Source organism: Thermaerobacter composti (assembly GCF_033582035.1).
Classification (GTDB): Bacteria; Bacillota; Sulfobacillia; order Thermaerobacterales; family Thermaerobacteraceae; genus Thermaerobacter; species Thermaerobacter composti.
On the sequence record NZ_CP132508.1, the window covers coordinates 667,216 to 681,130 of the forward strand.

The following is a 13,915-nucleotide window of genomic DNA, read 5'->3' on the forward strand; positions in this document are numbered from 1 at the left end:
CTGCGGTGCTGGGAGGATGGACGCGGAAGGCCTCACCCGCGCCGCGGGTGAGGCCTTCCTCCGGCAGGCGACTCGGCTGCACCCGTTCGCGGCGATCCTACTCCAACAGTTCCTGGGCGGGCACGACCGCGCCGTCGTAGTGCTCTTCGATGTACTCCTTGACCTCGGGACCCACCAGGACCTCCGCCAGCGCCTTGAGCTCCGGCCGGTCCACGTCCTCCGGCCGCACCACGAGCACGTTGGCGAAGGGCGAGTCGGCGTCCTCGATGAACAGCGGCTCGGGGTTCTTCATCGCCCCCGCCTTCTTCGCCTCCAGCACGTAGTTCGTGTTGATGGCCGCCAGATCCACGTCGGCCAGGGTGCGCGGGATCAGCTCGGCCGCCACCTCGCGGATCTCCAGGTTCTTCGGGTTCTCCACGATGTCCCGCACCGTGGCGGTGTAGTCCGCGCCCTCCTCGAGCTTGATCAGCCCGGCCGACTGCAGGAGCAGCAGCGCCCGCCCGCCGTTGGTCGGGTCGTTGGGGATGGCCACCGTGGCGCCGTCCCGGAGCTGGTCGAGATCGGTGATCTTGTCGGAGTACAGCCCCATGGGCTCGATGTGCACCTTGGCCAGCGGCGTCAGGTTCGTCCCGTGGTCCTCGTTGAACTGGTCCAGGTAGGGGATGTGCTGGAAGTAGTTGGCGTCCAGCTCGCCGTCCACCAGGGCCGGGTTGATCTTGGTGTAGTCGCTGAACTCCACGACCTCCAGCTCGATGCCCTGCTTGGCCAGGGCCGGGGCCGCCACGTCGCGGAGGATCTCGGCGTGGGGGACGGCGGTGGCGCCGACCTTCAAGGTGACGGATCCCTGCGCGCCCGCGGACCCGTCGCCGCCGGCCGCACCCTCATCGGCCGCAGCGCCGGACGAACCGGCCGACGGGCCGCCTCCGCAGCCGGCCGCCACGGCCGCCACCAGCAAGACCGTCAACGACGTCGCGATCCGCCGGATCCAGCGCCGGCGCGGGGGGAGAGGGGAGCCTGCACGCATCGGGCTGCGACCTCCTTCCCGTCCACCGCTCGGCCGCGTTCGTCATCGGGCGGTGGACGTGGCTGTTCTCACCCATCGCGTCCCCGTCACCCCCTCGCGGACGAACCGGCCGCTCCCGCGGACCATCCCCCATGCCCGCTTGCCGCGCCGACCCGGTGCCCAAGACCCGGCGTGCTCCATGGGCCGGGACGCCAAGCCGGATCGGGCGGCAGTCCCTGGCCGTCCCGAGCCGCGGCCCCCGGCGGCCGGAGGGCGGCGGACGCCGGTCCGCCGCCCTCCGGCCGCCGGGGGCGGTGCCGGCTCACCGGTGGTTGAGCCGCCGGGCCAGCGACTCGCCGGTCCACTGGACCAGCTGCACCAGCGCCACCAGGAGCACCACGCAGGCCAGCAGCACCCCGGCCTCCCACCGCTGGTAGCCCATGCGGAAGGCCAGGTCGCCCAGGCCGCCACCCCCGACGGCGCCCGCCACCGCGGAGAACTCGATGAGGCCCACGGTGGCGATGGTCACCCCCAGCACCACGGCGGGCAGCGCCTCGGGCAGCAGCACCTTGGTCACCACCTGCCAGGGGGTCGCCCCCATGGCGACCGCCGCGTCGATGGTGCCGCGGTCCACCTCCCTGAGCGCGGTCTCCACGACCCGGGCGACCAGGGGCGTGGCGGCCACCGCCATGGGCGGCACCGCGGCCGCGGTCCCCAGGGACGTGCCCACCAGCAGGCGGGTGAAGGGCGCCAGGGCGATGAGCAGGATGATGAAGGGCACCGACCGACCCGTGTTGACCACGAAGGCCAGGAGCGCCCGCAGCGGCGGGAAGGCGGCGATGTGCCCCCGGTCCATCACCACCAGGAGGGTGCCGATGGGCACCCCGGCCAGAGTCGCGAAGAGGATGGCGAGGCCCACCATGTACAGGGTCTGGCCGGTGGCCTCCACGATGTCGGGTCCGTACTCCGTCAGGGCCGCGAGCAGTTCGACCAGCGGTGCGGGGACGAACCCCGCCGCCGTCAGGGTCGAACCGCCCGGCATCGCGCCGGTTCCTCCCACGCACCGTCACCTCCCGACACGCCATGGGCCGGCGACGCCGGGCGCCGGGAGCCGTCCCGAGGCGGCCGGCAGCGGATGGACGGCGTCGGGGAGCGGTTGGGCGAGGGGAGCACCCTGCCCGGCGGTCGCGATCCCCGCCGCGGCGTCGGATCCCGCGCCGTCGCCCGCCGCAGCCAGCAGGCGCCGGGTCGCCTCGGCCTGGGGTCGGCCGAACACCGCGTCCACGGGTCCGCACTCGGCGATGCGACCGGCGTCCATCACCGCCACCCGCTGGCAGGCCGCCCGCACCAGCTCCAGCTGGTGGGTGATCAGCAGCACCGTGATCCCCAGCTCCCGGTGGACCCGCTGGAGCAGCTCCAGCACCGTCCGGCTGGTGGCGGCGTCCAGGGCCGAGGTGGGCTCGTCGCAGAGCAACAGCTCCGGCTCCGTGGCCAGGGCGCGGGCGATGGCCACCCGCTGCTTCTGCCCGCCGCTGAGCTGGGCGGGGTAGGCGCCCGCCTTGTCGGCCAGCCCGACCCAATCCAGCAGCTCCTCGACCCGGTGCCGGATGCGGTCCCGCGGGACGCCGGCGATCTCGAGGGGCAGCGCCACGTTGCCCGCCGCCGTACGGGACCAGAGCAGGTGGAAGTGCTGGAAGACCAGGCCGATGCGCCGGCGCTGCCGCCGCAGGGCGGCACCCCGGAGTCGCGTGAGCTCGACGCCGCCGAGGCGGATGGACCCCGTCGTCGGGCGCTCGAGCAGGGTGATGCACCGCACCAGGGTGCTCTTGCCCGCCCCCGACGGACCGACGACGCCGAAGAACTCGCCCCGCCGAACCACGAGGTCGACCCCGTCCAGGGCCGTGGTGGTCCCGCGGCGGCCGCGGAAGACCTTCACCAGGTTGCGAACCTCCAGCATCGGTTCCGGCATCCGCATCACCCCCGTCGCCCGCGCCGGATCCGGGTTCGGCGGGGGCCCGCGCCCTCCACCGACCCGGCGGCCTCCGCAGCCGGTCGCCTCGGTCCGTGGCGACGCAGTGCCCGTTCAGGCGGGCCGGTTCGTCCACCAGGCGACCCCTCCGCACCCGGCCGCCTCGGTCCGCGGCGCCGCAGCGGGCAGCCCTGGTCCGCAACCGGGCGGTCCCGGTCCGGCGACGGGCAACAAAAAGCCATCCTTTCCGAGAGACGCAGAAAGGATGGCCAAAGGGTGCCATCCCTTCTTATCTCTCAGAACGGCGTCCCGGCACCAGGACGCGGTTCTGCGGGAGTTGGCACCACCCGGCGACCGCATCGGGCGCGGCCCCGCGGTCGCGCCCCCGCGACCAGCGGGCATCGCGGCGGCCCGACCCGAGACCGGACGCCTCCGCGGCCACCGCCGCCGGCGGGCCGAGCCGGAACGGCCGATGGGGCCGCGGTGCGGCCGCACGGAGGTTGCCGTGGCTTCATTGGGCCCGTCCCTCCGCCACTCTGGATAAGAAGAGATGTGGCGTATTCGGTTGTTCGTGGGCGCCGCCGGGACCGGGCGTCGGGCCGCGGTCCGGCGGTCGAGCCGGCTCGCGTGTACGCTGCCGATTATGCCGCCGGTTGCGTCCGGCTGTCAACCGGTGCCCCCCCGGGCCGCGTTCGTCCGGCTGGCTTGCCCGCCGTCACGGCGTCTCCGTCCCCGTGCGGGACGTCCGCTCCCGCCAGCCCGGGGCGTAGAGCTCGTGCGGGTTCAGGCTGCGGCTGCGTCCCACCAGCCGGGCGGCCAAGCGCGCCCGGGGGCCGAAGGCCTGGCAGAACCAGCGGAAGTAGAGGAGCTCCTCCTTGCTGCCCAGCTCCAGGTCCGGCCACGGCTGCCGGCCCTCCGCCCACTCGCGGTCGCTGACGGCGGCTTCGGCGAAGCGCTCCAGGGTGGGTCCCACGCCCGTGCCCATGGCGAACTTCGCCTTCTCCCGCTGCACCACGGCCGCGGGCAGGAAGCGGCGCGCCGCCTGGCGCAGGATCCACTTCTCGGTCCCGGTGCGGTCGTGGATCTTCCAGCGCGGGGGGATGCGCCAGGCCAGGTCGACCAGGGTCACCGAGAGGAAGGGGACCCGCCCCTCCAGGCCGTGGGCCATGGTCATGCGGTCGACCCGTTGCAGGTTCGTGTTGTGCAGCGCCAGGGTGATCTCCCGCAGCTCGTCCTGCAGCCGCGCCCGGATCTCCGGCCGCTTGAGGTACTGGTATCCGCCGAAGAGCTCGTCCGCTCCCTCGCCCGAGAGCACCACCTTGACGTACCGGCGCGCCAGCCGCGACACCAGGTACGTCGGGACGGCGCTGCGCACCAGCGCGGCGTCGAAGGACTCGAGCCGCCGGATGACCTCGGGCAGCAGCCCGATCAGCTCCTCCCGGGTGAAGGCGTACTCGTGGTGGACGGTGCCGAGGTGCGCCGCCACCAGCCGTGCGCGCTCGAGGTCCTCGCTGCCCTCCATGCCCACGGCGAAGGAATGGACCGGCTCTCCGGTCTCGGCCCGCGCCTCCGCCACCAGCGCGGCGATCAGGCTGCTGTCCAGGCCCCCGCTGAGGAACACGCCCACCGGCACGTCGGCCACCAGCCGCCGCCGCACCGCCCGCCGCAGGCGGGCGACGAGCTCGTCCACGGCGGCCTCCGGGCTGGGCAGGTCGTACCGCACGGGGGGCAGCTCGTAGTACCGGACGAACCCGTCCCGCTCGGTCCAGTAGTGGCCGGGGGGGAACTCCTCGATGGTCTCTACGTGGGGCAGCAGGGCGCCGATCTCCGAGGCGAAGAGCAGCGCGCCATGGCGGTCGCGCCCGACGTAGAGCGGCTTGATGCCCAGGGGGTCGCGGGCGAGGAACAGGCCGTCGGGCGTCGCGAGGGCGAAGGCGAACATGCCGTAGAGCCGCCGCACCAGGGCCGGCCCCTCGTCCTCGTAGAGGTGGACCAGGACCTCGGTGTCGGTCTGGGTGCGGAGGCGGTGGCCGCGGGCGGCCAGCTCGTCCCGCAGCTCGCGGTAGTTGTAGATCTCGCCGTTGAACACCACGCGGATGGAGCCGTCTTCGTTGGCCAGGGGCTGGCGCCCGCCCGCCAGGTCGATGATGGACAGGCGGCGGTGGCCGAGGGTGATCCGTTCGCCGATCCACAGCCCTTGGTCGTCGGGCCCCCGATGCGCCATGGCCTCCAGCATGCGGCCCACCGCCTCGCCGCGGGGGGCGGTGGCGCCGGCGATGCCGCACATCGCGTCCCGCCTCCTTTCCGCCCGGCCGCTCCCGGCGCCCTTGTGCGCCGGCACGGCCGACTGACAAAAAGACCGGGTGCGTTGGCCCGCGGGCAACGTTCACCCGGTTTTCCTCACCCCGATGGAACGCCACGGGAAGCGCCGACGGAACCCCGATGGAACGCCACGGGAAGCGCCGACGGAGCGTCACGGGTACGCCGATGGGGCCTTCGGTGCCAGTCCGTGCGCCTCCCATCACACCAGAAGGGGGGCGCGGTGTCAACTCGCCGGGCAGGCCGGTGGGTCCCTCGGGGCGTCGGCTGCGGTGGGCGCGAGCCGCCCTCCGTCCCTGGCGGGGAGGAATGACCCTCCTTTTGTTTCCATATCATGTCATACCAGTCTGTCTCCTTCAGCGCCCTGTTCGGTGGCCAAGGACAGCCGCATCGGCCGGGCCTGGAGCTACATCCGGGAGGACGAGGTGGCCGCGGCGGCCATGGGCATCGACACCGGCCGGTACAAGGTGCTGGCCTTCGCCGTCGGCGGCGCCCTGGCCGGGGTGGCCGGGAACCTGTACGCGGTGAAGATGGGGGTGATCGCGCCGGAGAGCTTCTCCTTCTGGGAGTCGGTGGTGATGTTCGCCATCGTCATCCTGGGCGGCACGGGCTCCATCCCCGGCGTGTTCCTGGGCACCTTCGCCATGGTGGTGCTGCCCCAGCTCTTCCGCGGGCTGGCCGACTACCGCATGCTGGTCTTCGGCGCGGCCATGGTGGTGCTGATGATCGTCCGGCCCGAGGGCCTCTGGCCCAGCCGGCGCTGGCGGCTGGCGATGCGGGGCGGCGACGGGTCGGCCGCCGTGCCGGGGGGCGCCGGCGGATGGCCCGCCGCGGCGGAGGGTGGGCTCCCCGGCGCGCCGGCAGGCGGCGCGGGCGACGGTCCGGGGGCGGCCGCCGGCGGTGCCGCCGGGGGGAGGTGAGGGCCGTGGCCCTGCTGGCCGTGGAGAGCGTGACCAAGCGCTTCGGCGGCCTGGTGGCCGTGCGGGACGTCAGCTTCGAGGTGCGCGAGGGCGAGATCCTGGCCCTGATCGGCCCCAACGGCGCCGGCAAGACCACGGTGTTCAACCTGATCACCGGGATCTACCGGCCCGACGCGGGCGACGTGTTCCTGGGCGGCCGGCGGGTCACGGGGCTCCCGGCCCACGCCATGGCCGCCCTCGGCGTGGCCCGCACCTTCCAGAACCTGCGGCTCTTCCGCAACCTGACGGTGCTGGAGAACGCGATGGCGGGACCCCATCACCGGGCGCGGGCGGGGTTCTGGGCCTCGGTGCTGCGCACCCCCGCCCAGCGGCGGGAGGAGGCCTGGATCCGGGCCGAGGCCGAGGAGGCGCTGCGCCGGGTGGGCCTGTGGGAGCTGCGCCACGCGCTGGCCCGCAACCTGCCCTATGGCCAGCAGAAGCGCCTGGAGATCGCCCGGGCCCTGGCCGCCCGGCCGCGGCTCCTCATCCTGGACGAACCGGCCGGCGGCCTCAACGAGCAGGAGCGCGCCGAGCTGGTGGAGCTGGTGCGGCGGGTGCGGGCGGACGGCATCACCGTGCTCCTCATCGAGCACGACATGAACCTGGTCATGGGCCTGTCCGACCGCGTGGTGGTGCTGGACAACGGCGTCAAGATCGCCGAGGGGACGCCGGCGGAGGTGCAGACCGACCCCCAGGTCGTCGAGGCCTACCTGGGGCGGGAAGAGGATGAGTTCTGATGGCGATGCTGGAGCTGGCCGGAGTCCACGTCTTCTATGGGCCGATCCACGCCCTGAAGGGCATCGACCTGACGGTGGACGAGGGCGAGATCGTCGCGCTGCTCGGGGCCAACGGCGCCGGCAAGTCCACCACGCTGCGGGCGATCTCGGGCCTGGTGCGGCCCCACCAGGGGAGCATCCGCTTCCGCGGGCAGGACCTGCTGCGCCTGCCCGCCCACCGTCTGCCCGCCCTGGGCATCGCCCACGCCCCCGAGGGGCGCCGCATCTTCGGTCCCCTGACGGTGGACGAGAACCTGACCCTGGGCGCCTACCCCCAGGCCGACCGGGCGGCGGTGGAGGAGACGCGGCGCTGGGTGTTCGATCTCTTCCCGCGGCTGAAGGAGCGGCGGCGGCAGCTGGCGGGGACGATGTCCGGCGGCGAGCAGCAGATGCTGGCCATCGGCCGCGCCCTGATGTCCCGGCCCCGGCTGCTTTTGCTGGACGAACCCAGCCTGGGCCTGGCGCCCCTGGTGGTGCGGCAGATCTTCCAGACGATCCGGGAGATCAACCGCCAGGGCGTCACCGTGCTGCTGGTCGAGCAGAACGCCCGGGCGGCGCTCAAGCTGGCCCACCGCGCCTACGTCCTGGAGACGGGGTCCGTCGCGCTGGCGGGCCCGGCCGCCGAGCTCGCCCGCGATCCGCGGATGCAGGCGGCCTACCTGGGCGGCCGGGCGGGCCGCGCCGGGTGAGGGCGCGGCCCGCCCGGCCGGGGCAGGCGCCCGGCCGCGGCAGGAAGGAAGCGCCAGCCCGCGGAACTACCGCAAGGGGGACCGGTGGCGAGCGGTGATCCCCCGGGTCGGCGCCGGGAGGGGCGACGGCGCGGGCCGCCCGCCGGGCGAACGGCTCACCCGGGCGAACCCGGGGCCGGCCCCGCCGGCCCCGGGTCGCCACCGGCCGCCGGGTCCGCCTCGCGGCCCCGGCGGCCGGCCGTCCCGTTAGCCCTCCCGGGCAGGGCCGCGTCGGCCGGCCTGCCGTTGCCGGACTCCGGCTCGGGCGCCCGCGCGGCGCCCGAGCCGGAGTCCGGCTCTTCCGCCGCGCCCGCGGCCGCGCCGCCCCCGGCGTCGCCGGCGTCGCCCGCCGGGGGGTCCTCAGGTCCCTGGAGCGGAGGCCCCGCCTCCGCCTCCGGCGGGACGGCCTGGTCCTCGTCGTCCGCGTGCGCGGCGCGCTCCGCGGAACCGGCGCGCTCCGCCGTCCCGGTCGGGGAGCCGCCGGCACCGGGCGGGGAGCCGCCGGCACCGGGCGGGGAGCCGGGGGCGGCGGGCGGGCCGGCAGAGGGGCCGGAGGGGGGCGCCGGTGTCGCCCCGCCAGCCGTCGCCCCTTGGGGGCCCGGGGGTTGCGCCGAGGGGGGCGGGGACGGCCCGCCTTCGGCCGCGGGGATCGCGACCTGTTCCAGACGCCGGGCGAGACGGTGGAGTTCGTCGGCCAGGCGGTGGAGCTCGTCGGCGAGCTGCGGCAGGAGGGGGGCCTGCTCCCCACCCGTCCGCGGCGGCACGGGACGGGCGCGTCCCACGGCCGCGCCCGGATCCCGGGCGGGGTCGCCCCCGAAGGTCTGCAGGACCTCCCACCGCATCGCCATCTGCTCGGGCGAGGGGGTGACCCGGGGGCCGGCGGCCTGCAACGCCTGGACGAACCGCTGGCACCCGTCCAGCACGGTGCCGCCCGCGTCCAGGGCCTCCTGCACGAAGGCCAGCAGCAGCCGGTCGGCCTCCGGTTCCCAGAAACGCAGGTGTTCGGGGATGCGTCGGGTGCTCATGCCCTTCACCTCGATCCGCCCTGGGGGCGAGTCGCTGCGGCCGACCGGGCCGCGGCGTGGGGGGCACGCCCCCCACCGTAGGGGGTGCCCGGGTCCGCCCCGAACGACGCCAGGCGGCGTTCGTCCGCAGGGAAGATGTCGGAAATCGTTAGCTGGTTCTGACAAGGGCTTCGGCAGGCCCGCCCGGGTTCCTGCGCCGGGCGGGCTGCCCGGGGACGCGGACGGATCCCGCCTCCACCGACGCCTTCACCTATAGAGATTACGCAGCCTCCCGCGGGTGGTGGACGACCCTTGGCCTACCTGCTGCTGGCGATCACGCCGCTGCTCTGGGCGGGCAACTGGACCATCGCCAAGGAGCTGGTGCGCCGCGTCCATCCCGCCGACCTGGTGCTGGTGCGGTGGGTGCTGGCGGCGCTGGTTCTGGCTCCCGTCGTGTACTGGCGGGAGGGCGGGCTCCCCCGGCCCCGCGGCCGGGAGTGGCTGGCCGTGGCGCTGTGCGGCCTGACCGGCATGGCGGGGTACAACACCCTGCAATACATCGCCCAACAGCAGACCACCAACATCAACGGGACCCTGATCTACACGGCGTCGCCCGCCCTGACCTTCCTGCTGGCGGTGCCCCTGCTCGGGGAGCGGGTGACGGGGCGGCGGGCCGTGGGCGCCGCCTTGAGCCTCGCCGGGACGGCGTGGATCCTCTCCGGCGGGTCCCTGGCGGTGCTGCGGGCTTGGCGGTTCAACCCCGGCGACCTGCTGATGGTGGCTGCCTCCGCCAGCTGGGCCGTGTACACCGTGGTCACCCGGGTGGCGACGCGCCGCCTCTCGCCCCTGGGCCTCACCCTCTACGCCGCGGCGGCCGGCGCGGTGATGACCGCCGCCGTCCGCGGCTGGGACCTGGTGGCCCGGGCGGGGGCGTGGAGCCTCTCGCTCCGCGACACCTGGGCGGTGCTCTACATCGGGGTCGTCTCGTCCGCCGTCGCCTATCTCTTCTGGAACGAGGGCGTCCGCCGCATCGGCGCCGGCCCGGCGTCCATCTTCGCCAACCTCCTGCCGGTGTACACCGCCGCCCTCTCCATCAGCCTGCTGGGCGAGCGGCTGACGACGGCCCACGTGGTGGGGGGGCTCGCGGTTCTGGTCGGCGTGTACCTGGTGGCCGCGCCGGGCGGACCGGCCTCGCCCGCGCCGGTCCGCCCGGCCGCCCCGGCCGCCCGTCACCGGGCGGGCGACCGCTGATCCGCACCGCCGGATCCCTCGACCCCTCCCATCCATCGAAGGGCTCCCCTCCGCCGGTCCGCCCCGGCGGCGGATGGCGTTCCCGGCTGGAGCGGACCCCGTGCCCCGCGCCCTTCCCTCGCCCCTGGCCAGGGCCGGCGGTGACCGGAGACGATCCGCGAGGCCTTCGCGCCCACGGGGTCGAAGGCCGACGAGCACCGCGGGGTGGTCGCCCATCGCCGACAGCACCCGGCATCCTTCGCGGCAGGATCCGCCCGTGCCCCTGGCGAACGGTGGGCGGACACGCGCAGGAGGTGGGGGCGTTGCGGCGCCATCGGTTGGTGGGCCGACCGCATCCTGCTGCGGCCCGTCCGTGGATCACCCTCGCGATCCTCCTCGCCCTTCTCGCCGGCGCCGGCTGGGCCTGGTGGCGCTCGGGCGCCGGGACCGACCCGGCGGCCCCGTCGGCCGGACCGACCGCCGGCCTGCCGCCGGGGTCGGATGCGACCGACGGCGCCCGGGGGCAGGAACCGGACGAGGGGGTGGGCACCCCGGGCGTCGACGCGAGGGGGACCGCGGCCGCGGACGGTGCGGACAATCCCCTCTGGCCGGCGGTGCAACCGGTGGACCTGTCGGACGGGTCCGCGGTCCAGCCGCGCCCGGTGGCCATGGAGGCAGAGGGCGAGACCGGCGTCCTGGCCGTCCGCGGCCAGCGGCTGCGGTTCGTCGACCCGGACGGGACGGCGACGGAGATCTTTCGCCTGCCTCCCGGCCACCGCTGGGCGAGCCCGGTGGTGCCGGCGCCGGACGGGAGCGCCGTCGCCTTTCTCACGCGGGCCGAAGCGGGCACCCCCTACCTCTGGGTGGTGCGCAGCGACCTGACGTCGACCCCCTACGCCGTGCCCGAGGACGTGCGCCGCCCCGCCACCGTCGCCTGGGCCGGGCCGGAGACGCTGGCGGTCGGCGATCCTCCGTACCTCTGGCAGCTGGAGGCGCGGCGCTGGTCCCGGCTGCCGGGGGAGCGGCTGGCCTGGGCCGGGCCGCCCTCGCCGGACGGGCGGTCCTGGGCCTACGGCGCCCTGGGCGCGGAACCGGGTGGCGGGGCGCACCTGTACCTGGTCGATCTCCCGAGGGGCGAGGCGCGTCCCGTGGACCTGGCCAGCGGCCGGGGCGCGGTGGCGCTCCCCGGGCCGTGGCTGGACGAGGGACGTTTCCTCGCCGCGTTGGTGGCCGGCGGGCCCGAGGCCGTCGGACGAACCGGCGAAGCGCCGGGTCCCGTGCAGCGGGTGGTGACGGTCGAGGTTCCCACCGGCCGCGCCGAGCCGGTGTTCGCCGACCCCGGCATCCCGTGGCGGGTGCTGGGGGCCAGCCCGGACGGGCGCTGGTTGGTGTTGGTGCCCGGGGCAGGGCCGGGACAGCCGAGGGCGGACGGCGGCGCCCGTTCCGGTGGCCCGGCGGGCAGGGGGTCGTGGCGCCTGGTGGACGTCACCACCCGGGAGGCCATCGACCTGCCGGCGGGGCTGGTGCAGGCGGGCGTCGCGTGGGATGGCGGCGGCCGGCGCCTCTTCTATCTGGTGGCCGCGGGCGGCGCCGTCCGGCTCGAGGCGCGCTCCCTGGGCGGCCGAGCAGGGGCCGGTTCGTCCGCCGGGCAGGGCGGGGCCCCCGGGAGCCCGGGCACCGCGGAGGGTGGGGCGGATGCCGACGGGGGGCCGTCCGTCGCGCCCGCACCGGCTCCCGCCGCCAGCGAGACCTGGCCTCCGGTGCGGACGGCCCCCGGGGCGATCCGCCGGCTGCTGGGCGTGGACCCGGCTGCCGGGGTCGCCTGGGTCGAGCTTGAGGGCGACCCGGATGCGACGGAGGGCTCCGAAGGCGCCGGGGGCCGCGTGGCCCGCTGGCTGCTGACGGAGGGGCGCCTGGAACCGCTCGAGTAGCAGCGGTTCCCCCGGCGGCCGGAAGGGGTTCCGACGGCGTCGCCCGCGGCGGAGGCCTGGCCAGAAGATGGAAGGGCGTTGCGAATCGACTTGTATAGATGATCAGAGGTCCAAGAGGGGGTGCCAGCCGTGCGGAGGCGGCGAGGGCGGGGCCGTAGGGTCCTGGGGATGCTGGCGGTCGTCGTGTGGGTGGCCGGGTTCGTCCTGTCGGTCCCCGCCGCGGCCGGCCCGGCGCGGGACGGGGTGAAGGGCCCGCCGGGCGGCTGGGGGGACGAGCGGGTCCGTCGCGGATGGATCCAGCGGATCGTCGCCCGCATGACCCTGGAGGAGAAGGTCGGCCAGATGTTCATGATCGACGTCTACGGCCGGACCCCCACCGATCCCGACTACGCAGACGAGAACCTGCGGTCGGGGCGCGGCGTGCGCAACTTCGCCGAGGCCATCCAGCGCTACCACGTGGGCGGCTTCATCTACTTCAACTGGAACGGCAACATCGGGATCCCCCTGGATCCGCAGCAGGTCCAGAGCCTGTCCAACGGGCTGCAGCAGCTGGCCCGCCAGAAGCGCGTGCCCATCCCGCTGCTGATCGCCACCGACCAGGAGGGCGGCATCGTCGCCCGGGTGCGGCAGCCGGCCACGGAGTTCCCCGGCAACATGGCGCTGGGGGCCACCCGCTCGCCGGAGCTGGCCGAGGCGGCGGCCCGGATCACCGCCCGGGAGCTGCGGGCGCTGGGCATCAACATGAACCTGGCGCCGGTGCTGGACGTCAACGTCAACCCGGCCAATCCCATCATCGGCGTGCGTTCCTACGGCGAGGACCCGGAGCTGGTGGCCCGCCTGGGCGTGGCGCAGATCCGGGGCTACCAGGGCGAGGGCGTCATCGCCACGGTGAAGCACTTCCCCGGCCACGGCGATACGGACGTCGACTCCCACTACGGGCTGCCCATCATCCACCACGACCGGGAGACCCTGGAGCGGGTCGACCTGCGCCCGTTCCGCGAGGCCATCGCCGCGGGCGTCGACGCGGTGATGACCGCCCACATCGTGGTCCCGGCGCTGGACGACGCCGGCCTGCCGGCCACCCTGTCCCGTCCGATCCTGACCGACGTGTTGCGGGAGGAACTGGGCTTCGACGGCGTCATCATCACCGACGCCCTGGGGATGCAGGGGGCGCAGGTCCTTCCGCCCGAGCGGATCCCGGTGGAGGCCATCAAGGCGGGGGCGGACATCCTGTTGATGCCTCCCGACGTATCCCTGGCGTTCAACGCGGTGGTGGATGCCGTGCGGCGGGGGGAGATCGCCGAGCGCCGCATCGACCAGTCGGTGTACCGGATCCTGGAGCTCAAGATGCGCCGCGGCCTCTTCGCCTGGGATCTGCCCGGCGCGGCGGACCTCGCCCTCCTCGGCACCGCGGAGAGCCAGGCCGTGGCGCGCCAGGCGGCGGATCGCAGCATCACCCTCCTGCGCAATGCGGGGTCGGTGCTGCCCCTGGGCCGCGGGACCCGGGTGACGGTGGTCGGTCCCCGCACGGCAGGGGCCGAGCTCCTGGCCAGCGAGCTGGCGGCCAAGGGGTTGGCGGTGACGGCCCTGGGCACGGGGCTCAACCCCACGGCGAGCGAGCAGGACGAGGCGGTCCGCCGGGCTGCAGCGGCGGACGCGGTGGTGGTGACCACCTACAACGCGCCCTCCTACCCAGGCCAGGGGCAGCTGGTGGGACGCCTGGTGGCCACGGGCAAACCGGTGATCGTGGCGGCGACCCGAAACCCCTACGACGCCATGGTGCTACCGGCGACAGCCGGCTACCTGGCCACCTACGGCCACCAGCCCGTGTCCCTGGCGGCCCTGGCGCGAGTGCTGGTGGGCGAGGTCAACCCGTCCGGCCGCCTGCCGGTGACGGTGCCCGGGCTCTTCGACTACGGTGCGGGATTGCGCTTCGATCCGGGCTCCGGGGCGCAGTAGCCCCGGAGCCGTACCCTTGGGGGACCGCGGGCATGGG

11 protein-coding genes are annotated in these 13,915 nt (G+C 75.0%); 6 read left to right on the plus strand and 5 right to left on the minus strand.

Annotated features, from left to right (window positions below; translation table 11 throughout):
* Positions 1 to 97 precede the first annotated feature (97 nt).
* The 4 genes from Q5761_RS02695 to asnB form a co-directional block, all read right to left on the minus strand.
* Positions 98 to 1,024, minus strand: coding sequence for a MetQ/NlpA family ABC transporter substrate-binding protein (locus Q5761_RS02695; protein WP_318751101.1), 927 nt, complete (start codon positions 1,022 to 1,024; stop codon positions 98 to 100).
* 301 nt (positions 1,025 to 1,325) lie between these two features.
* On the minus strand, positions 1,326 to 2,045 hold the full coding sequence (locus Q5761_RS02700) for a methionine ABC transporter permease (protein WP_318751102.1): 720 nt from the start codon (positions 2,043 to 2,045) through the stop codon (positions 1,326 to 1,328).
* A 24-nt stretch (positions 2,046 to 2,069) separates the two neighbouring features.
* Complete coding sequence (locus Q5761_RS02705) at positions 2,070 to 2,972, minus strand: methionine ABC transporter ATP-binding protein (protein WP_318751103.1); 903 nt, start codon at positions 2,970 to 2,972, stop codon at positions 2,070 to 2,072.
* A gap of 715 nt (positions 2,973 to 3,687) precedes the next feature.
* Positions 3,688 to 5,259: an asparagine synthase B gene (asnB, locus tag Q5761_RS02710; RefSeq protein ID WP_318751104.1), complete on the minus strand. Its 1,572-nt coding sequence runs from the start codon at positions 5,257 to 5,259 to the stop codon at positions 3,688 to 3,690.
* Positions 5,260 to 5,662: 403 nt separating this feature from the next.
* Here asnB and Q5761_RS02715 point away from each other — a divergent pair, with 403 nt between their 5' ends.
* Genes Q5761_RS02715 through Q5761_RS02725 form a run of 3 tightly spaced genes read left to right on the plus strand, consistent with a single transcriptional unit; the run spans position 5,663 to position 7,715 of the window.
* Entirely contained in the window at positions 5,663 to 6,211 is a 549-nt protein-coding gene (locus Q5761_RS02715) for an ABC transporter permease subunit (RefSeq protein WP_318751105.1), read from the plus strand.
* A gap of 5 nt (positions 6,212 to 6,216) precedes the next feature.
* Positions 6,217 to 6,987 carry an ABC transporter ATP-binding protein gene (locus Q5761_RS02720; protein WP_318751106.1) on the plus strand — a complete coding sequence of 257 codons (771 nt, stop codon included), beginning with the start codon at positions 6,217 to 6,219 and terminating at the stop codon, positions 6,985 to 6,987.
* Positions 6,987 to 7,715, plus strand: coding sequence for an ABC transporter ATP-binding protein (locus Q5761_RS02725; RefSeq protein WP_318751107.1), 729 nt, complete (start codon positions 6,987 to 6,989; stop codon positions 7,713 to 7,715). The genes Q5761_RS02720 and Q5761_RS02725 overlap by 1 nt, the downstream gene beginning before the upstream one ends.
* Positions 7,716 to 7,870: 155 nt before the next feature.
* Here the strand turns inward: Q5761_RS02725 and Q5761_RS02730 are convergent, their stop codons facing one another.
* On the minus strand, positions 7,871 to 8,779 hold the full coding sequence (locus tag Q5761_RS02730) for a hypothetical protein (protein WP_318751108.1): 909 nt from the start codon (positions 8,777 to 8,779) through the stop codon (positions 7,871 to 7,873).
* A 291-nt stretch (positions 8,780 to 9,070) separates the two neighbouring features.
* On the opposite strand from Q5761_RS02730, the gene Q5761_RS02735 reads away from it, so the two are divergent.
* The 3 genes from Q5761_RS02735 to Q5761_RS02745 all read left to right on the plus strand — a co-directional run bounded on the left by Q5761_RS02735 (position 9,071) and on the right by Q5761_RS02745 (position 13,878).
* Positions 9,071 to 10,009 (plus strand): DMT family transporter, encoded by a 939-nt coding sequence (locus tag Q5761_RS02735; RefSeq protein WP_318751109.1) that lies wholly within the window; start codon positions 9,071 to 9,073, stop codon positions 10,007 to 10,009.
* A gap of 302 nt (positions 10,010 to 10,311) precedes the next feature.
* Complete coding sequence (locus tag Q5761_RS02740; protein ID WP_318751110.1) at positions 10,312 to 11,919, plus strand: hypothetical protein; 1,608 nt, start codon at positions 10,312 to 10,314, stop codon at positions 11,917 to 11,919.
* A gap of 129 nt (positions 11,920 to 12,048) precedes the next feature.
* A complete protein-coding gene (locus Q5761_RS02745; protein ID WP_318751111.1) occupies positions 12,049 to 13,878 on the plus strand; it encodes a glycoside hydrolase family 3 protein in 1,830 nt (609 codons plus the stop codon).
* Positions 13,879 to 13,915: the final 37 nt, after the last annotated feature.